Raw genomic sequence first — 20,759 nt, forward strand, 5'->3', positions numbered from 1 at the left:
CTCCAACGGGGGGAAGAGCCGTCCCGCTAAAGGGTAAAAGCAGATGTCCGTGAAACTCTCTTCTTCCATACTCGCCAAGCTTCCGCCCAAGATCGCCGGCCCGAAATACGATCGCGCCGCGCTCAAGGCCGGCATCGTGCATTTCGGCGTCGGCAATTTCCATCGCTCGCATCAGGCCGTCTATCTCGACGACCTCTTCAATTCGGGCGTCGGCCACGACTGGGCCATCGTTGGCGCCGGCGTCTTCGAGGGCGAGAAGGTCGGCCGCGGCAAGTTGCAGGAGCAGGACTGGCTGACCACCGTGGTCGAGCAGGACAGCGGCCATCTGAGCGCGCGCGTCACCGGCGTCATGATCGACTTCCTGGTGCCTGGCGACGCGATCGCAATCGTCGAGCAGCTCGCCGATCCGGCGATCAAGATCGTTTCCCTGACCATTACGGAGGGTGGCTATTTCATCGATCCGGCTTCCGGCGTCTTCAATCCGACGCATCCCGACATCGTTGCCGACGCACAACCCGGGGCGACACCGAAGACGGTTTTTGGGCTCATCCTCGCCGGGCTGCTGCGTCGCCGCGCCGACGGCATCGTGCCCTTCACAATCATGTCCTGCGACAACATCCCCCATAACGGCCACGTCACCTCGGATGGCGTCATCGGCCTGGCGCGGCTGATCGACGAGGATCTGGCAAACTGGGTGAGCGAAAACGTTGCCTTTCCCAACGGCATGGTCGACCGCATCACGCCGGCCACCACCGACCGCGAGCGCGGCATTCTCTCCAGCGAGTTCGGCCTCGACGACAATTGGCCGGTGTTTTGCGAACCGTTCAAGCAATGGGTGCTGGAGGACCGTTTCACCGACGGAAGGCCGCCGCTGGAACAGGTCGGCGTGCAGTTCGTCAGCGACGTCGCGCCCTATGAGCTGATGAAGATCCGCATCCTCAATGGCGGCCATGCGACCATCGCCTATCCGGCCGGGCTGATGGACATCCATTTCGTCCAGGAGGCGATGCAGGAGCCGCTGGTACGCGGCTTCCTCGACAAGCTCGAGCATGACGAAATCATCCCGACCGTGCCGCCGGTTCCAGACACCGACCTCGAAGATTACTACCAGCTCATCGAGCACCGCTTCTCCAATCCGAAGATCGGCGACACCATACGCCGGCTTTGCCTCGACGGCTCTAACCGCCAGCCGAAATTCATCATTCCGACCATCGCTGACCGGCTGAAGGCTGGCAAAAGTGTCACCGGCCTGGCGCTGGAATCTGCGCTCTGGTGTCGCTACTGCTTCGGCACCACGGATTCCGGTGCCGTCACCGAGCCCAACGACCCGAACTGGGGCCGGTTGCAGGGGACGGCCAAGGCGGCCAGGGACATGCCTGCCGCCTGGCTTGCCATGGAGGACATCTATGGCGATGTCGGCCGCTCGCCGCCGTTCGCCGAAGCCTTCGCCCATGCGCTCAAATCGCTGTGGGCGGACGGCGCGCGCGCGACACTGACGCGCTATCTCGCCGGCGACCTCTGAAGCCGATCCAGCGCGATGACGCCTGAACTGGTCATTTTCGACTGTGACGGCGTGCTGGTGGATAGCGAGATGCTGTCCGTCTCGGCATTGCTGGAGATGATCGCGCTTGCCGGCGGCAACGTCAGCGAGGACGTTGCCTACGAGCACTTCCTCGGCAAGAGCATGAAGAGCGTCCGCGAAATCCTCGCAAGCGACTTCGGGCTCGATCTCACCGACCAGCATCTGACCGAGATGCGCTCCGAACTGATGCGCAAGTTTCGCCAGGAGCTGAAACCGATGCCAGGCATGGCACAGGTCCTGCCGAAGCTCGGCGTGCCGTGCTGCGTCGCCTCCTCCGGCACGCTGGAGCGGATCCGCTATGCGCTCAAGGTTACGGGGTTGCTTGGGCTGCTGGAGCCGCATTTGTTCAGCGCTGCCATGGTGGCGCGGGGCAAACCGGCGCCCGATCTTTTTCTCCATGCGGCTGCTAAAATGGGAGCGGACCCGCGAAACTGCCTCGTCGTCGAGGACAGCCCGGCCGGCATCCAAGCGGCGCGGGTGGCAGGCATGCGCGTCCTTGCCTTCACCGGGGGCTCGCACACCGGCAACCCGGCACTGAAAGCGCGGCTTGCGTCGAGTGAGCCGGACTTTATATTCGCTGACATGCTGCAATTGCCCGATCTGATTGCAGGCCTGGGAGCGAGAGCAAGAACACCTTGACCAACAGTTTCGTTTGCGCGGTCGATGTCGGCACCGGAAGCGCCCGTGCCGGCATTCTCGACACCGGTGGCGCCTTGCTCGGCCGCGCCGAGCACCCGATCGCCATGCAACAGCCGAAAGCCGACCACGCCGAGCACGATTCGCAGGATATATGGTCGGCGGTGTGCATGGCCGTCCGCGCTGCCCGCGAAAAGGCGCGCGTGAAGGCTGAGGATATCGTCGGCATCTCCTTTGACGCCACCTGCTCGCTGGTGGTGCGAGACCGGCATGGCGGCCAGCTCAGCGTGTCGGTATCAGGCGAAAGACGCTGGGACACCATCGTATGGCTCGATCATCGCGCCATTGCCGAGGCCGACGAATGCACCGAAAGCGGCCATGCCGTGCTCGACTATATCGGCGGCGTCATGTCGCCGGAAATGGAGACGCCGAAGCTGATGTGGCTGAAGCGCAACCTGCCCGGAACATGGAACGAAGCCGGCTACCTATTCGACCTCACCGACTTCCTGACCTGGAAGGCAACCGGCTCGCTCGCCCGTTCACAATGCACGCTGACCGCCAAATGGACCTATCTTGCCCATGAAGCGACCGGCTGGCGGCGCGACTTCTTCGAAGCCGTCGGGCTCGGCGACCTTTTCGAGCACGGCAATCTGCCGGAAAAGGCAAGCCCGGTCGGTGCCGATATCGGTGCGCTTAACGCGCAAGCCGCGGCGGAGCTTGGCCTCACCGAAAAATGCCGGGTCGGTGCAGGCGTCATCGATGCGTATGCCGGCGCGCTTGGCGTGCTCGGAGGCTTCGCCGGCAACGCGAAGGATATCGGCCGCCATCTGGCCCTGATCGCCGGGACGTCGAGTTGCGTCATGGCGATGTCGCCCGATCCGCAGCCTTTCGCCGGTGTCTGGGGTCCTTACTACGGCGCCGCCCTTCCCGGCCTATGGCTGTCGGAAGGCGGCCAGTCGGCCACCGGCGCGCTGCTCGATCACATCATCCGCTGGCATGGCGCCGGCGGCGAGCCGGATGCCGCCATGCATGCCAGGATCGCCCACCGCGTCGCCGAGCTGCGCACCGCCGAGGGCGACAACCTCGCCGCAAAGCTGCACGTGCTGCCCGATTTCCACGGCAACCGCTCGCCGCTCGCCGACCCGCATGCCGTCGGCGTCATCAGCGGGCTGACGCTGGATTCCTCCTTCGACAGCCTGTGCAAGCTCTATTGGCGCACCGCCGTCAGCATCGCGCTTGGCGTCCGCCATGTGCTGGAAGCGCTGAACGAAAACGGCTATCTGATCGATACGCTGCACGTCACCGGCGGCCACACCAAGAACCCGCTGTTGATGGAGCTCTATGCCGACGCCACCGGATGCACGGTGGTCGAGCCGCTGGCGGACGAGGCGGTGCTGCTCGGCACCGGCATGATTGCCGCCACCGCTGCCAGGCTTTTTCCCGATTTGAACGCCGCTTGCGTCGCCATGCAGCAAGGCGGCAGGACGCGCGAGCCCAATCCGGCTGCCGCCGGCCGGTTCGATCGCGACTACCGCGTGTTTCTCGAGATGCATCGGCAAAGGCAGGCGCTGGACGCGATCCGATAGATCGGGATCGGCGGCTATCTCTGGTTCCAGCGCCGGACGACCGGTTCGTCAAGGCCGTGCTCATAACCGATCACGCTTACGCTGGCGGTATCCAGCACGAAAAGCGCGCCGTCTTGCGGTGGCAGGCCGAGCCAGCGTGCGGCTAGCACCCTCAGGAAATGCGAACTTGAGAAGACCAGGACATTGCCGCTGGCCTCGAGCAACTGGCTGACGATCCGGTCCGCCCTCGAGCCTACATCCGTGGCGGACTCGCCGCGCGGGCAGCCGTCGCGAAAGAGCCGCCAACCGGGACGCTCGGCGAGGATTTGCTTGGTGGTCAATCCCTCATAGGCACCATAATCCCACTCCGCCAGATCGTCCTTCTTCACGCCTGACGAGCCGAAGCCGGCCAGCGCACAGGTGTTGAAGGCGCGCTGCGACGGGCTCGACCACACCGCCGAGAAGGATAGACCCCTTAGCCGCTCAGTGACCCGCCTTGCCCCATCCTCGCCGGCCGGCGTCAGCGGTATGTCGGTCCGGCCGGTATGTTTTCCGGACGCACTCCATTCCGTCTCGCCATGCCGAACCAGATAGATTTCGGGAAACGCGCTCATCAGGCTGCCTTTCAAAGGAATCCACCGTGACCATAGCGGCTTCCATGGCCTCTCCAATAGCCTGCATTGAGCCGACTGGCTTAACCCTTCCGCAAGTCAGCCTCTTGCCACCGGTGCCCATTTCATAGACAAACCCGTCGTAATGCGGAATCCGGCCGATCTTGGCCATTTTCCGCGCTGAGACGCGGCTTCCGGCTCTTGCCGACGTGCCGCAATCGGATAGGCGGAAAAAATGTCTGCGATCGAAGCCGACGCTCGCGCGCCGGAAAACCTTTGGCGTCGGGAAATCAGGGCGATGCTGGCGCTCGCCTGGCCGATGGTGCTGACCAATCTCGGTCAGACCGCGATGACCGCTACCGACGTCATGATGATGGGGCGGCTGGGGCCGGACACGCTGGCCAGCGGTGCGCTTGGTGCCAACCTTTACTTCATGCCGCTGATCTTTGGACTTGGCCTGATGCTGGCGACCTCGCCGATGATGGCGACCGAGCTCGGCCGTCGCCGCCACTCGGTGCGCGACCTGCGCCGCACCGTGCGCCAGGGTCTGTGGCTGGCGATCCTCATTTGCATTCCGATCTGGGTCTTTCTCTGGCACGGCGAGGCCGTGTTGCTGGCCATGGGTCAGGAACCGGCACTGGCGCATCAGGCCGGCATCTATCTGCGCTGGCTCGAATGGGCGGTGCTGCCCTTTTTCGGCTACATCGTCCTGCGCTCGTTTATTTCGGCGCTGGAGCGGCCGGGCTGGGCACTGATCATCGTTTTCGTTGCCGTCGCCTGCAACGCCTTTTTCAACTGGCTGTTCATGTTCGGCAATCTCGGCATCCAATCGATGGGCATCGCCGGCTCCGGCCTCGCCACCACGCTGTCCAGCACGTTAATGTTCGCCGGCATGGCGGCGGTGGTAATGCTTGAGAAGAAATTCCGGCGCTATCGTCTGTTCGGACGCTTCTGGCGGGCCGATTGGCCGCGCTTCAAGGGCCTGCTGCGGCTCGGCCTGCCGATCGCCGGCCTGCTGGCGTTTGAGGTGACGATTTTCAACGCGGCGGCCTTTCTCATGGGCCTGATCGATGCGGCTTCGCTTGCCGCCCATGCGATCGCCATCCAGATCGCCTCGATCACCTTCATGGTGCCGCTCGGCCTCAACCAGGCGGTGACGGTGCGCGTCGGACTTGCCCACGGCGCCGGCAATCCGGAAGGTGTCAGCCGGGCCGGCTGGACCGCGTATGTCGTCGGTGTCTCCTTCATGGCGCTAATGGGGCTAGTGATGATCCTGTGGCCGCATCTCTTGATCGGCGCCTTCATCGATCTGGGCAATCCGGCTAATGCCGAGGTGGTGGCGCTTGCCGTGTCGTTCCTCGCCTTTGCCGCGCTGTTCCAGGTTTTTGACGGCGCGCAGGCGGTGGCCAGCGGCATGCTGCGCGGCCTGCATGACACCAAGGTGCCGATGATCTACGCCGCAATCGGCTATTGGGGCATCGGCCTGCCGCTCGGCGTGCTGCTGGCCTTCCGATTCGGCTTCAACGGCGTCGGCATCTGGATCGGCCTGTCGTCCGGGCTGGCGGTGGTCGCCGCGCTCCTGCTGGGACGCTGGCTGCGGCGGGACAGGATCGCGCCGCCGCTGGTGTTCGGGCGTTGAATTGCTGGTCGCCCGCTCAGCGGGCCGCCGCCCGCTGTTCCAGCGAGCGCGCATATTGCGTCAGCGGAAAGCACATGACGAAGAAGATCAGCGCTACCAGCCCATAGACTTTGAACGGTTCGAAGGTCGCATTGTTGATCGCGTTGGATGTCCTTACCAGCTCCTCGAAACCGATGATCGAGGTCAGCGCGGTCGACTTGATCAGCTGCACCAGGAAGCCGACGGTCGGGGCGCGGGTGATCGAAAACGCCTGAGGCAAGATGATCAGCCGGAGTTCCTGCAGATAGTGCAGGCCGAGGCTGGCGCCGGCCTCCCACTGGCCGCGCGGCAGCGCATCGACGCCGCCGCGCCAGATCTCGGCGAGATAGGCGCTGGCAAAGAAGGTCAGGCCAAGCACCGCCGCGGTCCACGGCTCGATGCGCAGGCCCAGCATCGGCAAGCCGAAGAACATCAGGAACAGCTGCATCAGCAGCGGCGTGCCCTGGAAAAGCGCGATGTAGCCGGAGGCAAACCGCCGCGCCTATTTATTCTTGGCGATCCGGAAGAACAGCACGATCATGCCGACCACGGCGCCACCGACAAAGGCGGCCAACGACAAGAGCACTGTCCAGCGCGCCGCCAGCAGCAGGTTGCGCAGAATGTCCCAGAAGGTGAATTCGATCATGACACGCCGGCTCCAAGAAGCCGGCGCCCGCCGCCGACCAGCAGCCGGCGCAGCCCAATCGACAGGATGAGATAGACCATCGTCACCACGAAATAGGTCTCGAAAGCCCGGAACGTGCGCGCCTGCAGCATGTCGGCTTCATAGGTCAGCTCGCGCACCGCGATCTGCGACACCACGGCGGTTTCCAGCATCATGATGACGATCTGGCTGGTCAGCGCCGGATAGATCACCTTGAGCGCCTGCGGCAGCACGATCTTGATGAAGACCTGGCGCGGCCTGAGCCCAAGCGCCATTGCCGCTTCCGTCTGCCCGGGCGGCACCGCGTCGAGTCCGGCGCCAACGATCTCGATCGTGTAGGCCGCCATGTTGAGCGTCATCGCCAGCATGGCTGCCAGCACGGGATCGAGCCTCACGCCGATGCTTGGCAGCCCGAAGAAGATGAAGAACAGCTGCACCAGGAACGGCGTGTTGCGGATCACCTCGACATAGACGCCGATCGCCCGCTTGAGCAGCAGCGGGCCGTTCCGCCGCCCTGCGGCGCCGAGGATGCTGAGCAACGTTCCCGCCAGCGTGGTCACGGCGATCAACAGGATCGTCGTGGCCGCGCCGCGCGCGATCGCCCCTGTCGCCCCGGCAAGCCAGCCGAAGTCGAGGCTATAGGTCACCGGCCGTCAATCCTTGAGATTGGCGGGATCGAGCGGTGTCTTCAGCCAGGCCTTCGAGCTTTCGTCCAGTTTGCCGTCGGCCAGCATCTTGGCAACCGCATCGTTGACCGCTTGCTTGAGGCGGTCTTCCTTCTTGTTGAGGCCGATATGCGATGGCGAGGTGAGAAGCTGGAATTTCTGTTCCGGCTTCAGCGCCTCCTGGCGGGCGAGCACCTGGGCGCCGACATCGTTGCCGACCACCATCAGCTGGGTCTGGCCCGAAATGAAGGCCTGGATGACGGAATTGTAGTTGTCGAAGCGGCGGATGTCGGCCGAGGCGGGTGCTGCCTCGGTCAGCGAGGTGTCCTCCAGCGTGCCGCGATTGACGGCGATCGACTTGTCGGCAAGGTCTTCCTTGCCTTTGACCGCAAGTGCTGCCGGGCCGATGACGGCGATGTAGTAAGGCGCGTAGGCGGCGGCGAAATCGATCACCTGCTCACGCTCCTTGGAATAGCCGACGCTCATCAGCAGGTCGACGCGCTTGTCGGTCAGGTACGGAATGCGGTTCTGCCCGGTCACGCTGACCAGATTGAGCTTGACCTGGAGCTGGTCGGCGATGGATTGCGCCACGTCGATGTCGTAGCCCTTGATGCTCATATCGGCGCTGGCCGAGGAGAAGGGCGGGAAATCGGAAAAGATGCCGACATTGATGGCGCCGGCCTTGACGATGTCGTCGATCGCGTCGGCATTGACGGCCTGGGTGGTGAAACCAAGACCGGCCGCACCGAGCATCAGCACGGCGGCGATGGATGATTTGAGTTTCATGTGAAGTGTCATTTTTATTCCCCTGCTGGAAGCTTGTTTGTTTGAGTGCAACCGCCGGCTCCAGCGCGGCGGTAGCCTTTGGATTCCCTAGTGGACCATGATCGTCTCCGAAAAACGGTTCCTACTTTTTCGGGGTCATGGTCGAACGCGTCAGCCCGCCTTGCCGGTGATTGCCGGGCTGAAGACCATCAGGCTGAGGATCTCGAACAGCACCTGCGCGCCGGCATGCGCCGTGTTGGTGGTTGCGTCGTACTGCGGTGCCACCTCGACGACGTCGCCGCCGACGATGTTGAGGCCCTTCAGGCCGCGCAGCAGCTCGAGCACTTCGCGCGTCGTCAGCCCGCCGACCTCCGGCGTGCCGGTGCCCGGCGCGAAGGCAGGATCGACGCTGTCGATATCGAAGGAGACATAGGTCGGGCCGTCGCCGACTATCCTGCGCGCCTTCTCGATAATGGCGGGAATGCCGAGGCCGGTCACCTCTTCGGCATGCACCACGGTCATGCCGGACTCATAGGTGAACTCCCAAAGGTACTCGGCCGAGCCGCGAATGCCGATCTGGATGGTGCGGCTCGGGTCGAGCACGCCGTCCAGCACCGCGTTGCGGAACGGACCGCCATGGTGGAACTTGGTCATGTCGAACAGGCCGCTGGTGTCGCAATGGGCATCGATATGGATCATGCCCACCGGCGCCTTCTTGCCGACAGCCTTCAGGATCGGGTGGCTGATCGAATGGTCGCCGCCGACAGACAAGGGCAGGACGCCGGCGTCGACGATCTGGTTGGTGCGGCGTTCGATGTCGTCATGGCTGGTCTCCAGCCGGTAGCGGCTCTGGAACGGCACGTCGCCAATGTCGGCGACTTTCAGCTCATGCGTCGGTGCGCATTCCAGCACATGATTGTAGGGGCCGATGCGCTCGATGGCGCGCAGCGCCCTTGGCCCGAAACGGGCGCCCGGCCGGTTGGTGACGCCCAGATCCATCGGCACACCGATCATCGCCACCTGAAGATCGCCGAAATCCGGATTGTCGGCGGCGATTTCACGATAGGGCGCAGCGAGGAAGGTCGGGATGCCGGAATAGGGCGCCAGCCGCGTGCCGGTCTTGGAGAAGATCTTGTCGGCGACACGCTGGAATTTCGGGTCGAACATTTCGCCGCCATGGCTCTCGCCGTATTTGCGGCGCAGCGCTTCGAGCTTGCCGCGGTCATAACCCATGTCGGTCCTCCATGGCTGGTGCAGCGCGGACGGCGGCCTCGATAGCCGCAGCCGTTGGTTGCCTGCAGATTTCACGTCTTGATGCAATGCTTGGGCAAAGTGTCCTGTAGCTGCATTGAAAAATCAATTGATATTGTTAGGGTGTTCGCTGTGAGAAAATCTCACAGAGCTTAGGTTCCAAATGGCCAAGCGTTTGCCACCGCTCAACCCGCTGCGCGCCTTCGAGGCGACGGCGCGCCATGCCTCGCTGACCAAGGCGGCGGCCGAGCTGAACGTCACCCACGGTGCCATCAGCCATCAGATCAAGGCGCTCGAGCAATCGTTGGGCGTCAAGCTGTTCGAGCGTGCCGGCCAGCGGGTGAAGCTGACGCCGCACGGCGCCGAATTGCTGCCGGCGGTGTCGACAGCCTTCGACGGCATTGCCGCCGCCACGCAGCGCATGACACGGCCGGCCAGCACCGGCGCGCTATCGGTATCCTGCGTGCCGGCGCTGCTATTGCTGTGGATGATCCCGCGGCTGGGCAGCTTCACTTCGCAATATCCGGTATCCGGCTGACGCTGATCCCATCCAATGATGCCAAGGACGTCCGCGCACCGCATATCGATGTCTGCGTGCACTATGGTGACGGCAGCTGGACCGATTGCTGGATGCGCAAATGGTCGGGTCTCGAACTGTTCCCGGTGGTCAGCCCGACGCTGATCAACAACCGCCCGATCCGCACCGTCCGCGACCTCGCCGATCACGTCTTCCTGCATGGCGACGACGGCCGCGAATGGCACACCTGGCTGGCCGCCGCCGATGCGCTGGACCTGGAGCGCGGCCGCCGCCACCATCTCGGCGACGCGCGCATGGCGACCGAGGCCGCAGTCCACGGCCATGGCGTGGCGCTCGGCGACACGGTGACGGCAAGCGGACTGCTCGCCAGGGGTCTGCTTGTCGCGCCATTCAGCCTTTCCGTGCCGGCCGTCGACGATTTCTACGTCGTCTGCCGCAACGAGATGCGGTCGGCGCCGATCGTGCAATTGTTCATCGACTGGCTGTTTGCCGAGAAAGAGCAGGCCGATCGCCGCGCCGACGCGCCGGTGGCAGGCCGCATCGGCTTTCGCCGCAAGCGTCCAGCGCTCAAGGTGGTCGGCGCCAAGACCGCATCCTGAGGCCGAAACTGCCGTGGGCGCCGCTTGCCGCAGGGGCTTCTTTTTGTCGGGCCAGCCCGCAAAGCGGGAGGCGCGTTCAAAAATTCGATGCTAAGAGGCATTTGGAGCAATTCCAGGAAAAGTGCGCAGCGGTTTTCCGTCCGGAATTGCGCTAGACAAAAGCTAGAACGAGCAGCGAAGGCGCATTGAGCGATGGCAAAGACCGATATAGCGCGGCGCGTCTACAACCACACCTGGAAGCTCGACCCGATCGTGCGTAGCTTGCTCGACACCGATTTCTACAAGCTTCTGATGCTGCAGATGATCTGGGGCATGTATCCCAAGGTCGACGCCACCTTCTCGCTGATCAACCGTACCACCTCGGTCCGCCTTGCCGAGGAGATCGACGAGACGGAGCTGCGCGAGCAGCTCGACCATGCCCGCACCTTGCGCTTCTCGAAGAAAGAGATGATCTGGCTCGGCGGCAACACCTTCTATGGCCGCAAGCAGATCTTCGAACCGGAATTCCTCGCCTGGCTGGAAAATTTCCGGCTGCCCGAATACGAGCTCTCCAGGCGCGACGGCCAATACGAACTCGCCTTCAGCGGCCCGTGGATGTACACGACGCTGTGGGAGATCCCGGCGCTGGCAATTATCAATGAACTTCGATCTCGCGCGGCCATGCGGGCGTTCGGGCCGTTCGCGCTCGACGTGCTCTATGCCCGCGCCAAGGCCAAGATGTGGGCCAAGACCGAGCGGCTGAAGGCGCTGCCCGGCATCCGCATCTCGGATTTCGGCACCCGCCGCCGTCATTCGTTCCTGTGGCAGCGCTGGTGCGTCGAAGCGTTGAAGGAGGGCATCGGCGAGGCCTTTACCGGCACCTCCAACGTCCTGCTCGCCATGGACAACGACCTCGAAGCGCTCGGCACCAACGCGCATGAGCTGCCGATGGTGTTCGCCGCGCTCACCAATTCGGAAAAGGAATTGAAGCAGTCGCCCTATAAGGTGTTGCAGGACTGGCAGCGCTACTACGGCGGCAATTTGCTGATCGTGCTGCCGGACACCTTCGGCACCGCGGCGTTCCTGCGCGATGCGCCGGACTGGGTCGCCGACTGGACCGGCTTCCGCCCCGACAGCGCGCCGCCGATCGAGGGCGGCGAGAAGATCATTTCCTGGTGGCGCGAAAAGGGCAAGGACCCCAAGCAGAAGCTGCTCATCTTCTCCGACGGGCTTGAGGTCGAGACCATCGAGGAGACCTACCGCCACTTCCGCGGCAAGGTGCGCATGTCCTTCGGCTGGGGCACCAACCTGACCAATGATTTCGAAGGCTGCGCACCGACCGAGACCAACCGGCTCGACGCCATCTCGCTGGTCTGCAAGGTCACCGAGGCCAATGGCAGGCCGGCGGTCAAGCTTTCCGACAATCCGGCCAAGTCGACAGGCGACGAGAAAGAGATCGAGCGCTATCTGCGCATTTTCGGCCAGAAGGACCGCGTGGAGCAGCTGGTGAAGGTGTGAGGGCCGACAAGAAGTATTTCTTGGAAAGCATGAGTTCCCGCCCACCCCCCTCTGTCCTGCCGGACATCTCCCCCTCTGAGGGGGAGATTGGCTCTCATCTCCGCTCTGGCCAACCCTCAACGAGGCAAGAAAAGCGCCGGCCGATTCAACTGCCAATCTCCCCCCTCGAGGGGGAGATGTCCGGCAGGACAGAGGGGGGTGCCGTAGAGCGCTGCCATAACCTAGTAGCCCTGCCGCGGTTCTCCTTCTTCCTGGCCCTTGCACCTGTATTCCTGCCCACCCCCGCCTTCGCCCACGCCTCCGACCGCGGCCACGTCCTGCTCCTCCCCACCGGCTACTACGTCGCCGGCGGCGCGCTCGCCGTCGCCGCCAGTTTCCTTGTCCTGGCGCTACTGAGGCCGGACTCCCTCGACCGCTTCTGGCGCAAACGCCTGCCGCTTTTCACCTTCGGCGACGGCGCGCGGACTGCCGTCAGCCTGATATCCTTTGCCGGCTTTGCAATTCTCACTGCCGCCGGCCTGTTCGGCAGCCGCGATCCGCTCTCCAATCCGCTGCCGCTGACCGTATGGACATTGCTCTGGGTTGGGCTGGCTTTGCTGCAAGGGCTCAGCGGCGATCTCTGGTCGTGGCTCAATCCGTGGTACGGGCCTTGCCGCGTCGTCTCGCGCCTGTCCGACAGAACGGAGCCACGGCGGCTGCCCCAGTGGCTCGGCTATTGGCCGGCTTTCGTGCTGTTCTTCGCCTTCGCCTGGTTCGAGCTGATCGACCCGGCGCCCGATGACCCGGGGCGGCTGACCTGGGCCGCCGGCGTCTACTGGCTGCTAAGCTTCGCGGCCATGCAGGTCTTCGGCTACCGCGGCTGGACCCGCAGCGGCGAGTTCCTGACAGTGTTCTTTTCGATGGTGGCGCGCTTCGCCATCGTCGAACGCAACGAGGACGGCCGGCTCAAACTCTGCTGGCCGGGCGCTAAGCTGCTCGAGGATGCGCCGCTGCCGCTCAGCGGCGTCGCCTTCCTGCTGCTTGCGCTGTCGTCGGTATCCTTCGACGGCCTGTCGAAAACCTTCTTCTGGCTAGGCCGGTTCGGCATCAATCCGCTGGAGTTTCCGGGACGCACCGCCTTGATCGGCATCGGCAGTTTCGGCCTTGTGCTGACCTTTGTCGTGCTTGCGGCCGTGTTCGCGCTTGCCGTCTTTCTTGGCCAGCACCTTGCCGGCAGCAAGCATTCCCTCGCTCACGCCGCAGGGCTACTAGTCTGGTCGATCGTGCCGATCGCGCTCGCCTATCACTTCGCGCATTATCTGACGGCGCTGCTGGTCGACGGCCAATATGCGATTGCCGCTCTCTCCGACCCGTTTGCGCTGGGCTGGAACCTGTTCGGCACCGCTGAACTGCCAATTGAAGCCGGCGTCGTCGCCGGCGCCGGCTCGGCGTGGTGGCTGTGGAATCTCCAGGCCGGCGTCATCATAGCCGGCCACATGCTTGCAGTGCTTGTCGCCCATGGCTTGGCCTGGCGATTGCACCCCATTCCCGCTCGCGCCGCGCTCAGCCAGTTTCCGCTCACGTTGCTGATGATCGCCTACACCGTCTTCGGCTTGTGGCTGCTTGCGACGCCAACCGCCGGGTGAACGAGATGCGCGATGCCCGTCAATCGAACCTTGGGGAAAGCTCGCTTGCCACGTCAGAGCTTTGGTGATTTAGTTTGTACACATGCAATTTTCGGCCCTCTTAGCAAGAGTGGCCCGCCTCGCTACAGCCATTGGTCAAAGCTCAAAAACAAGGGGAACTGCCGTGACTGACAAGAATGGGTTTTTCGATCTCTCCAGATCCGCTCTCACCCGCCGCACGGCGCTGAAGGTCCTTGCCGCCGGCGCCGGTCTTGCCGTCGCGCCGGGCTTCGTGCGCTACAGCCAGGCGCAGAGCTCGGCGCCGATCAAGATCGGCTTCCAGTCGCACCGCACCGGCATCGGCGCCGCCTATGGCCGCTGGTACGAGAAGACCACGGCCGCGGCGGTCAAGGCGATCAACGATGCCGGCGGCATCAACGGCCGGCCGGTCGAGGTGATCATCGAGGATGACGGCACCGATCCCGGCCGGGGCGCCGAAGTGGTCGGCAAATTCGCCTCCCAGCACAAGACCGACATCGTCTACGGCACGCTGTTTTCGCATGTCGTCATCGGCTCGGCGCCGGCCGCCGGCGAGGCCAAGATGCCCTATTTCGTCGTCAGTGAAGGTCACCACGTCGCGTCGACCAAATTGAACCGCTACGTCTTCCAGCCCGGCATCACCGACGTGAAGAGCCAGATCCAGTCGATGGCGCCGTGGATTGCCGCCAATGCCGGCAAGAAGGTGACGCAGATATTCCCCGATTTCGCTTTCGGCTACGATCATCGCGACTACCTGCCGCCGGCGCTGAAGGCGCAAGGCGCCGAGGTCATCGCGCAGATCGCCATCCCGCCGACGGAATCCTCCTTCACCAAATATTTTCCGCAGATCCCGGCCGAGACCGAGGTGATTTACCACGTCATGGTCGGCCCGGCGGTGCTCACCTTCGTCAAGGAACTCGGCGAGTTCTACGGCTCCAACCGGCCGCAATTGTTCGGCTTCATCGATTCGCTCGAAGCCACCGACATCAACAGCCCCGGCCTCGAATTCCTCGACGGCAGCCATTTCTGGGAAGGCTCGCCACGTTATGCGCAGCCCGATGACTCCCCTGCACAGAAGGCCTATCGTGCCGCCGTCGGCATCGACGACAATGGTGCATCTGTCGGCGATCCCAAGGACGTCTCCACCGCCGCGCACATGTTCGGCTGCTGGGAAACGCTCTACGTCGTCAAGAAGGCGATGGAGGATGCCGGCCATAAGGGCCCGGAAGACCGCGCCAAGCTGGTCGAGGCGACCGAGGCGTTGACCGAGTTCGCCGAGGGGCCCGAGCATCCGCAGGGACCGAAAACCTTCAACGGCAAGATCCACCAGTGTTTTGGTATCCAGAACATCTCCAAGGTCGAAGGCGGCCGGCTGAATGTCGTCCACAAGACCAAGATCGAGGACGGCCTCTACGAGCCGGAAGGGGATTACACGACGCAGGCGCTGTGAGCTTGGCTGCTGCAGCAAGCGTGAGCGCCAAGACACCCCCCTCTGGCCAGAGGGGGGTGCTTCGCGCATCCGCCGGTGCTTAGCCGATGCACTTCGGACCCCACCTGCTCCTCGCCGCCCTCGAAGGCCTCGTCACCTCCGCCGTCCTGGCGCTGACGGCGCTTGGCCTGTCGCTGGTGTTCGGCGTCATGCGCGTCGTCAATGTCGCGCATGGCGAGTTCTTCATGCTGGGCGCGGTGCTTGCCTGGGCGATTTCTACGGCGATATCCGGCCATCCGGCGCTCGGCTTCCTGGCCGCCCTGGTGCTGGCGCCGCTGATCGTCGGCTTGATCGCACTGCTCGCCGAACGGCTGGTCCTGCGCCGGCTCAACTACAATCCGGAAGCCACCATCGTCGCCACCATCGGCATGCTCTACATCATCCAGCAATTGGCGCTGACCTTCTACGGCCCGGAGGCGCGGCCTGTGGAGCCGCCGTTCAGCTACCGCATCCTCCTGCCGTGGTTCGGCTATTCCGGCTACAAGCTGTCGATCATCGCCGCATCCGCGCTGCTTCTGGTCGCGACCTGGCTGGTGCTGACGCGCACGAAAATCGGCCTCATCATGCGCGCCACGCAATATGACAGCGAGACGGCGCAGGCCTTTGGCATTCCGGTGACCAGAGTCTATGCCGGCGTCTTCGCGCTCGGCGCCATGTTGGCGGCTGTGGCCGCGGTGCTGATCGTGCCGATCAGCCAGGCCCACTATCTGATGGGACAAGACCCGCTGTTGCTGTCGTTCATCGTCGTCATCATCGGCGGCCTCGGCTCGCTGCGCGGCACGGTCGTCGCCGCGGTGCTGATCGGCCTTTCCGACGGCATCATCTCGGTGTTCTTCTCACCGACGCTGGCCAAGATCATCGCCACCTTGCTCGTCGCCATGGTGCTGGTGTTCCGGCCGCAGGGCCTGTTCGGGACGGCATCGCGATGAAGGATGCTTCGCCGGCAAAGCCATATGCGCTGCACCTCGGCGTCATCGCCCTGCTTTTCGCCCTGAGCTTCGTCTTGCCGGAATACCATCACGGCCTGCTCGCTCGCATCATGGTGCTGGCGGTCTTCGCCATGGGCTACAATCTGCTGTTCGGCTATGTCGGGCTGCTCAGCCTCGGCCATGCCATGTTTTTTTCAGCCGGGCTCTATGGCGCCGGCCTCGCCGTCATTCATCTCGGCTGGAGCGTATCGGCCGCCTTTGCAGCCGGGCTTGCCTGCGGCGCACTTCTCGCGCTGGTGATCGCGCTGCTGGCGCTGCGCACCTCCGGCGTCGCCTTCATGATCGTAACAATGATGTTCGCTCAGGTATTCTATCTCGTCATCCTCTATCTCGCCGCCTGGACCGGCGGCGACCAGGGCATGGTCGTACCGCAGTCGATGCGTGTCCTTGTCCTGGGCAGCACGTCGCTCGACCTCACCAACCCGACCGTGCGCTATATGAGCGCGCTGGCGCTGTTCTCGATCGTGCTGCTTATAAGCCTGGCCATAGTCCGCTCCGGCTATGGCCGCGTGCTGGTCGCCATCCGCGAGAACGAGGAGCGGACAAAAATGCTCGGCTACGATACGTTTTCCAACAAGCTCGCCGCCGTCATCGTCTCCGGCACCATCTGCGCGGGTTCCGGCGCCGCCTATGCGCTGCTGTTCGGCTATGTCGGCTCGAGCTTCGCTTCGGTGCAGTATTCCATCCTGCCGCTGCTCTGGGTGCTGCTGGGCGGTGCTGCCACCACGCTCGGGCCGCTGATCGGCACGCTGTTCATGTACTATGTCATCGACGTCGCTAGCGGCTACACCTCCGCCTATCTGCTGATCGTCGGCATCGCGCTGATCCTGCTGGTTTTGTTTTTCCCAAAAGGCATTCTCGGCAGCATTCGCCAGCGCTGGCTCGGATGGCTGCCATGATGCCGCTTTTGACCACCAAAGACCTGTCGCGCAGTTTCGGCGGCTTGCGCGCCGTCGACGGCGTCGACTTCGCGCTGATGCCGGGCGAGATCCGCGCTGTCATCGGCCCCAACGGTGCCGGCAAGACCACCTTCGTCAGCCTGGTCAGCGGCCGCATCCAGCCCTCGTCGGGCACGATCATCTTCGACGGCGCCGATATCACCAGCCTGCCTGCCTACGCCAGGGTTCGCCTTGGCATCGCCTATACATTCCAGATCACCAGCGTCTTTGCCAATCTCAGCGCCTACGACAATGTTGCCCTGCCGGTGCAGCGCACGCTGACCGACAGCCGCTCGAAGGGCGCGGTTCACACCGGCGTCATGGCGGCGCTCGAGCGCACCGGACTTGCCGACTGGGCGCAAATGCCGGCCGGGCAGTTGTCCTACGGTCACCAGCGCCTGTTGGAAGTGGCGATGGGGCTGGCACTGAAGCCGCGGCTGCTGATCCTCGACGAACCGACGCAAGGGCTGGCCGACAGCGAGATCGACAATTTCATCGAGCTGGTGCGCGAGATCGCCGATAGCGCCACCGTGCTTTTGATCGAGCACAACATGCCGGTGGTCATGCAGCTCGCCGACCGCATCACCGTCTTCAACGCCGGCAGGATTTTAGCTGAAGGCACGCCCGAGCAGATCCGCGCCAATGCCGCGGTGCAGGACGCCTATCTGGGGACGACCCATGGCTGAGGCCCAGTCCAGGGCACTGACGATCTCCGGGCTTGATTGCTTCTATGGCGAGGTCCAGGTGCTCTATGGCCTCGATCTCGTCTTGAGCGAGGGCGAGGTGCTCTGCCTGTTCGGCCGCAACGGCGCCGGCAAGACGACGACGCTGAAGGCGATCATGGGCCTGGTGCCGGCAAGCGCCGGCTCGATCCGGCTCGAAGGGCGGGAATTGACCGGCCTGCCGGCGCACGAGGTGCCCAAGGCCGGCGTCGCCTATGTGCCGCAGGGCCGGCGGCTGTTCGCCGAGATGACGGTGGCTGAAAACATCGAGATCGGCCTGATGGCCCGCAACAAGGGCAAGGGGACGCGCGAAAACGTGCTCGATCTCTTCCCGCTGCTGCGCCAGCGCCTTAGGCAGCGTTCTGGCACGCTATCGGGCGGCGAGCAGCAGATGCTGGCCATGGCCCGCGCCCTGTGTCTGGAACCACAGGTGCTCCTACTCGACGAGCCGACCGAAGGGCTGATGCCGTCGATGATCGCCAAGATCCGCGAAACCGTTTCGAAGCTGCGTGCGCTTGGCGTGTCGACAATCCTTGTCGAGCAGCGCGTCGATGCCGTGCTCTCGGTCGCAGACCGCGTTTGCTTCATCGAAAACGGCCGCAACCGCGAGACGGTCGACGTTGAGGAACTGCGTGCTGATCCCTCGGCGGTCCGCCGCTATGTCGGCGTCGGCTGATCAGGCAAAAAACAGCAAGCCGGCGAGCAGGAAAGTCGGGATCAGTACGGCGCCCGACCACGCCATGTAGCCAAAGAAGCTCGGCATCTTGATGCCGCGATGCCTGGCAATGGCATAGACCATGAAATTCGGCGCATTGCCGACATAGGTGTTGGCACCCATGAACACCGCGCCGGCCGAGATCGCCGCCAGCGTCGAGGCGAGCTCGGTCATCAGATGCTGCGCATCGCCGCCGGCCAGCTCGAAGAACACCAGATAGGTCGGCGCATTGTCGAGGAAGGACGACAGCGCCCCGGTCAGCCAGAAATAAGCGAGATTGTCGGGCGCCCCGGTCGGCGAGCTGACCAGCAGCACCAACGGCGCCAGCGCGCCGTCGAGGCCGGCCCGCAATATGGCGACGACCGGCACGATGCAGATGAAGATGCTGGCGAACAGCTTCGCCACCTCGGCAATCGGCCCCCAGCTGAAGGCGTTTGCGCCGCGAAACTCCTTTGGCGAGACGACAAGCGACGTGAAGGCCAGTATCAGGATGGCGGCGTCGCGCACCAGATTCTGCAGCTCGAGGCTGACGCCCTGAAAAGAGAAACTCACTCCCGGCTTCCAGGCAGCGGAAATCAGGATCGCGGCGATCACCCCTGCCAGCAGCGGGATGTTGGCCAGGCCGCGAATGCGCACCTTGCTGTCGGGCGTCGGATCCTTGATCTTCGGCGCGCCTTCCTCCCGGTGATGCATGATGATGTCGATCGCCAGGAAAACCGCCAGCACCACGCCGGCGACGAACAGTGTCTCGGGCAACAGGTGAACTGTCGTCCAGAAGAAATCGACGCCGCGCAGGAAGCCGACGAACAGCGGCGGATCGCCGAGCGGCGTCAGCGACCCGCCGATGTTGGACACCAGGAAGATGAAGAAGATGACGACATGGGCGTTGAAGCGCCGGTTGTCGTTGGCGCGGATGAGCGGCCGGATCAGGATCATCGAGGCGCCGGTTGTGCCGATGATCGAAGCAAGCACAGCGCCGCCCAGCAACAGCCCGGCATTGACCAGCGGCGTGCCGTGGATGTTGCCGGCAACGAAGATGCCGCCCGAAATGGTGAACAGTGCGAACAACAGGATGATGAACGACATATATTCGGTGAGCAGCGCGTGCAGCACCGCCTGCGTTGCCGACGGGATGCCGAAGGCGAGCGCCAGCGGCCCGATCACCAACGCTGCCCAGAAAGCGGCAATCTTGCCGTAATGGTGCTCCCAGGCATGACGGAAGAGCAACGGCCCGGTCGCGATGCAAAGCAATAGCCCGGCAAACGGCAGCACCCACCACAGCGACATGGCGGCGCCCGGCAATTCGTGCGCTTCGGCCGCGAGAACCGCTCCCGGAGAAAAGATTGCGGCAATCAGTGCAGCACTTGCCGTCAACGCCGCAAACCGCATGAAGCCCCTCAAAAGTCTGTCAGGTTCGGCTGGATGACGTTCAAATCAGTGCCACGCCGGCATCGCGCATCCGGCCCAGCATCCTCTCCACGGAGCCGTTGAGATCGATGCCGCGGCAGGCGTCGAGCCGCACGGACGTCTCAAAACCGAGCTTGACCGCGTCGAGCGCCGAAAAGGCGACGCAGAAATCCGTCGCTAGGCCGACCAGGGTCAGCGTCTCGATGTTCCGATCCCGAAGATAGCCGGCAAGGCCGGTCGGCGTCGTCCGGTCGTTCTCGAAGAATGCCGAATAGCTGTCGATCGCAGGACGGAACCCTTTGCGGATCACCAGCTCGGCCTTGCTCCAGGCGAGGCCCGAATGGAAATCCGATCCCAGGCTGCCCTGGATGCAGTGATCCGGCCACAGCGTCTGGTGGCCATAAGGCACATCGATCGTTTCGAACGGTTGCTTGCCGGGGTGGCTGGAGGCAAAGCTGGAATGGCCGGCAGGGTGCCAGTCCTGCGTCAGCAGGACGTGCTCGGTCCGCCGGATCAGGTCGTTGACCAACGGCACGATTTCGTCGCCGCCGGCCACTTCCAGGGCGCCACCCGGGCAGAAATCGTTCTGCAGGTCGATGACGACAAGCGCTTCGTCGGCCATGGAGCCTCCTTATTTTCTTGGTCTTGAGCTTAGGCTCCAATGAAAACGCGACCGGACGCAGAAACTTGACCAGATGGCCGGCTGCGTCAACCTCTCACGGCATAACAAATGCGTTCCGGGCGCACCGGTGCCCATAGCCGTGCAAACTCTGGCTTTGACAATTCCTGCCGGCTTGATATCATTTGCATACGAATGAATTTCCTG

General features: G+C 63.8%; 17 protein-coding genes and 2 pseudogenes. 12 read left to right on the forward strand and 7 right to left on the reverse strand.

Annotation, left to right across the window (positions count from 1 at the left end; genetic code table 11):
- Positions 1–43 precede the first annotated feature (43 nt).
- The 3 genes from NKI50_RS21370 to NKI50_RS21380 are packed head-to-tail and all read left to right on the forward strand — an operon-like array spanning position 44 to position 3,804.
- Positions 44–1,522 carry a mannitol dehydrogenase family protein gene (locus NKI50_RS21370; protein WP_352640303.1) on the forward strand — a complete coding sequence of 493 codons (1,479 nt, stop codon included), beginning with the start codon at positions 44–46 and terminating at the stop codon, positions 1,520–1,522.
- Between the two features lie 15 nt (positions 1,523–1,537).
- A complete protein-coding gene (locus NKI50_RS21375; RefSeq protein ID WP_352484350.1) occupies positions 1,538–2,221 on the forward strand; it encodes an HAD family hydrolase in 684 nt (227 codons plus the stop codon).
- A complete protein-coding gene (locus NKI50_RS21380) occupies positions 2,218–3,804 on the forward strand; it encodes an FGGY-family carbohydrate kinase (protein WP_352548063.1) in 1,587 nt (528 codons plus the stop codon). Before NKI50_RS21375 ends, NKI50_RS21380 begins: the two co-directional genes overlap by 4 nt.
- 14 nt (positions 3,805–3,818) lie before the next feature.
- Here NKI50_RS21380 and NKI50_RS21385 read toward each other — a convergent pair whose 3' ends face one another.
- Positions 3,819–4,400, reverse strand: coding sequence for a histidine phosphatase family protein (locus NKI50_RS21385; protein ID WP_352717511.1), 582 nt, complete (start codon positions 4,398–4,400; stop codon positions 3,819–3,821).
- Positions 4,401–4,629: 229 nt separating this feature from the next.
- Here NKI50_RS21385 and NKI50_RS21390 point away from each other — a divergent pair, with 229 nt between their 5' ends.
- The gene (locus NKI50_RS21390) at positions 4,630–6,033 is read left to right on the forward strand and encodes an MATE family efflux transporter (protein WP_352592983.1); all 1,404 of its coding nucleotides are present in this window, start codon (positions 4,630–4,632) and stop codon (positions 6,031–6,033) included.
- Positions 6,034–6,049: 16 nt separating this feature from the next.
- On the opposite strand, the pseudogene NKI50_RS21395 reads toward NKI50_RS21390, so the two are convergent.
- The 4 genes and pseudogenes from NKI50_RS21395 to speB all read right to left on the reverse strand — a co-directional run bounded on the left by NKI50_RS21395 (position 6,050) and on the right by speB (position 9,378).
- Positions 6,050–6,697 (reverse strand): annotated as a pseudogene (locus NKI50_RS21395) (amino acid ABC transporter permease).
- The gene (locus tag NKI50_RS21400; RefSeq protein WP_352640299.1) at positions 6,694–7,362 is read right to left on the reverse strand and encodes an amino acid ABC transporter permease; all 669 of its coding nucleotides are present in this window, start codon (positions 7,360–7,362) and stop codon (positions 6,694–6,696) included. The pseudogene NKI50_RS21395 and the gene NKI50_RS21400 overlap by 4 nt, the downstream one beginning before the upstream one ends.
- A gap of 6 nt (positions 7,363–7,368) precedes the next feature.
- Entirely contained in the window at positions 7,369–8,178 is an 810-nt protein-coding gene (locus NKI50_RS21405) for a transporter substrate-binding domain-containing protein (protein WP_352592981.1), read from the reverse strand.
- A 138-nt stretch (positions 8,179–8,316) separates the two neighbouring features.
- Positions 8,317–9,378, reverse strand: coding sequence for an agmatinase (speB, locus tag NKI50_RS21410; RefSeq protein WP_023722517.1), 1,062 nt, complete (start codon positions 9,376–9,378; stop codon positions 8,317–8,319).
- Between the two features lie 181 nt (positions 9,379–9,559).
- Between speB and gcvA the strand changes: the two are divergent.
- From gcvA to NKI50_RS21450, 8 genes and pseudogenes are all read left to right on the forward strand, one after another.
- Positions 9,560–10,533 (forward strand): annotated as a pseudogene (gene gcvA, locus NKI50_RS21415) (transcriptional regulator GcvA).
- Between the two features lie 192 nt (positions 10,534–10,725).
- The gene (gene pncB / locus NKI50_RS21420) at positions 10,726–12,030 is read left to right on the forward strand and encodes a nicotinate phosphoribosyltransferase (RefSeq protein ID WP_352484344.1); all 1,305 of its coding nucleotides are present in this window, start codon (positions 10,726–10,728) and stop codon (positions 12,028–12,030) included.
- A 176-nt stretch (positions 12,031–12,206) separates the two neighbouring features.
- Complete coding sequence (locus tag NKI50_RS21425) at positions 12,207–13,655, forward strand: hypothetical protein (RefSeq protein ID WP_352640298.1); 1,449 nt, start codon at positions 12,207–12,209, stop codon at positions 13,653–13,655.
- 163 nt (positions 13,656–13,818) lie between these two features.
- Positions 13,819–15,123 (forward strand): ABC transporter substrate-binding protein, encoded by a 1,305-nt coding sequence (locus NKI50_RS21430; RefSeq protein WP_352717505.1) that lies wholly within the window; start codon positions 13,819–13,821, stop codon positions 15,121–15,123.
- A gap of 86 nt (positions 15,124–15,209) precedes the next feature.
- Positions 15,210–16,091 carry a branched-chain amino acid ABC transporter permease gene (locus NKI50_RS21435; protein ID WP_023718163.1) on the forward strand — a complete coding sequence of 294 codons (882 nt, stop codon included), beginning with the start codon at positions 15,210–15,212 and terminating at the stop codon, positions 16,089–16,091.
- Positions 16,088–17,050 carry a branched-chain amino acid ABC transporter permease gene (locus NKI50_RS21440; RefSeq protein WP_023718164.1) on the forward strand — a complete coding sequence of 321 codons (963 nt, stop codon included), beginning with the start codon at positions 16,088–16,090 and terminating at the stop codon, positions 17,048–17,050. The genes NKI50_RS21435 and NKI50_RS21440 overlap by 4 nt, the downstream gene beginning before the upstream one ends.
- Complete coding sequence (locus tag NKI50_RS21445; protein ID WP_023718165.1) at positions 17,047–17,775, forward strand: ABC transporter ATP-binding protein; 729 nt, start codon at positions 17,047–17,049, stop codon at positions 17,773–17,775. The genes NKI50_RS21440 and NKI50_RS21445 overlap by 4 nt, the downstream gene beginning before the upstream one ends.
- A complete protein-coding gene (locus tag NKI50_RS21450; RefSeq protein ID WP_352640297.1) occupies positions 17,768–18,487 on the forward strand; it encodes an ABC transporter ATP-binding protein in 720 nt (239 codons plus the stop codon). The genes NKI50_RS21445 and NKI50_RS21450 overlap by 8 nt, the downstream gene beginning before the upstream one ends.
- Here NKI50_RS21450 and NKI50_RS21455 read toward each other — a convergent pair whose 3' ends face one another.
- Positions 18,488–19,915 carry a sodium:proton antiporter gene (locus tag NKI50_RS21455; RefSeq protein ID WP_023718167.1) on the reverse strand — a complete coding sequence of 476 codons (1,428 nt, stop codon included), beginning with the start codon at positions 19,913–19,915 and terminating at the stop codon, positions 18,488–18,490. It lies immediately after the preceding gene.
- A gap of 40 nt (positions 19,916–19,955) precedes the next feature.
- Positions 19,956–20,555, reverse strand: coding sequence for a bifunctional nicotinamidase/pyrazinamidase (gene pncA, locus NKI50_RS21460; RefSeq protein WP_023718168.1), 600 nt, complete (start codon positions 20,553–20,555; stop codon positions 19,956–19,958).
- Between the last annotated feature and the right edge of the window lie 204 nt (positions 20,556–20,759).

The sequence above is a fragment of the Mesorhizobium sp. M0563 genome (assembly GCF_040321065.1).
In the GTDB taxonomy this organism is placed as follows: domain Bacteria; phylum Pseudomonadota; class Alphaproteobacteria; order Rhizobiales; family Rhizobiaceae; genus Mesorhizobium.

Coding starts and splice junctions, on each gene's coding strand:
- NKI50_RS21370 (WP_352640303.1), top strand. CDS start 44: ATGTCCGTGAAACTCTCTTCTTCCATACTCGCCAAGCTTCCGCCCAAG.
- NKI50_RS21375 (WP_352484350.1), top strand. CDS start 1,538: ATGACGCCTGAACTGGTCATTTTCGACTGTGACGGCGTGCTGGTGGAT.
- NKI50_RS21390 (WP_352592983.1), top strand. CDS start 4,630: ATGTCTGCGATCGAAGCCGACGCTCGCGCGCCGGAAAACCTTTGGCGT.
- NKI50_RS21405 (WP_352592981.1), bottom strand. CDS start 8,178: ATGACACTTCACATGAAACTCAAATCATCCATCGCCGCCGTGCTGATG.
- speB (WP_023722517.1), bottom strand. CDS start 9,378: ATGGGTTATGACCGCGGCAAGCTCGAAGCGCTGCGCCGCAAATACGGC.
- pncB (WP_352484344.1), top strand. CDS start 10,726: ATGGCAAAGACCGATATAGCGCGGCGCGTCTACAACCACACCTGGAAG.
- NKI50_RS21425 (WP_352640298.1), top strand. CDS start 12,207: ATGTCCGGCAGGACAGAGGGGGGTGCCGTAGAGCGCTGCCATAACCTA.
- NKI50_RS21435 (WP_023718163.1), top strand. CDS start 15,210: ATGCACTTCGGACCCCACCTGCTCCTCGCCGCCCTCGAAGGCCTCGTC.
- NKI50_RS21440 (WP_023718164.1), top strand. CDS start 16,088: ATGAAGGATGCTTCGCCGGCAAAGCCATATGCGCTGCACCTCGGCGTC.
- NKI50_RS21445 (WP_023718165.1), top strand. CDS start 17,047: ATGATGCCGCTTTTGACCACCAAAGACCTGTCGCGCAGTTTCGGCGGC.
- NKI50_RS21450 (WP_352640297.1), top strand. CDS start 17,768: ATGGCTGAGGCCCAGTCCAGGGCACTGACGATCTCCGGGCTTGATTGC.
- NKI50_RS21455 (WP_023718167.1), bottom strand. CDS start 19,915: ATGCGGTTTGCGGCGTTGACGGCAAGTGCTGCACTGATTGCCGCAATC.
- pncA (WP_023718168.1), bottom strand. CDS start 20,555: ATGGCCGACGAAGCGCTTGTCGTCATCGACCTGCAGAACGATTTCTGC.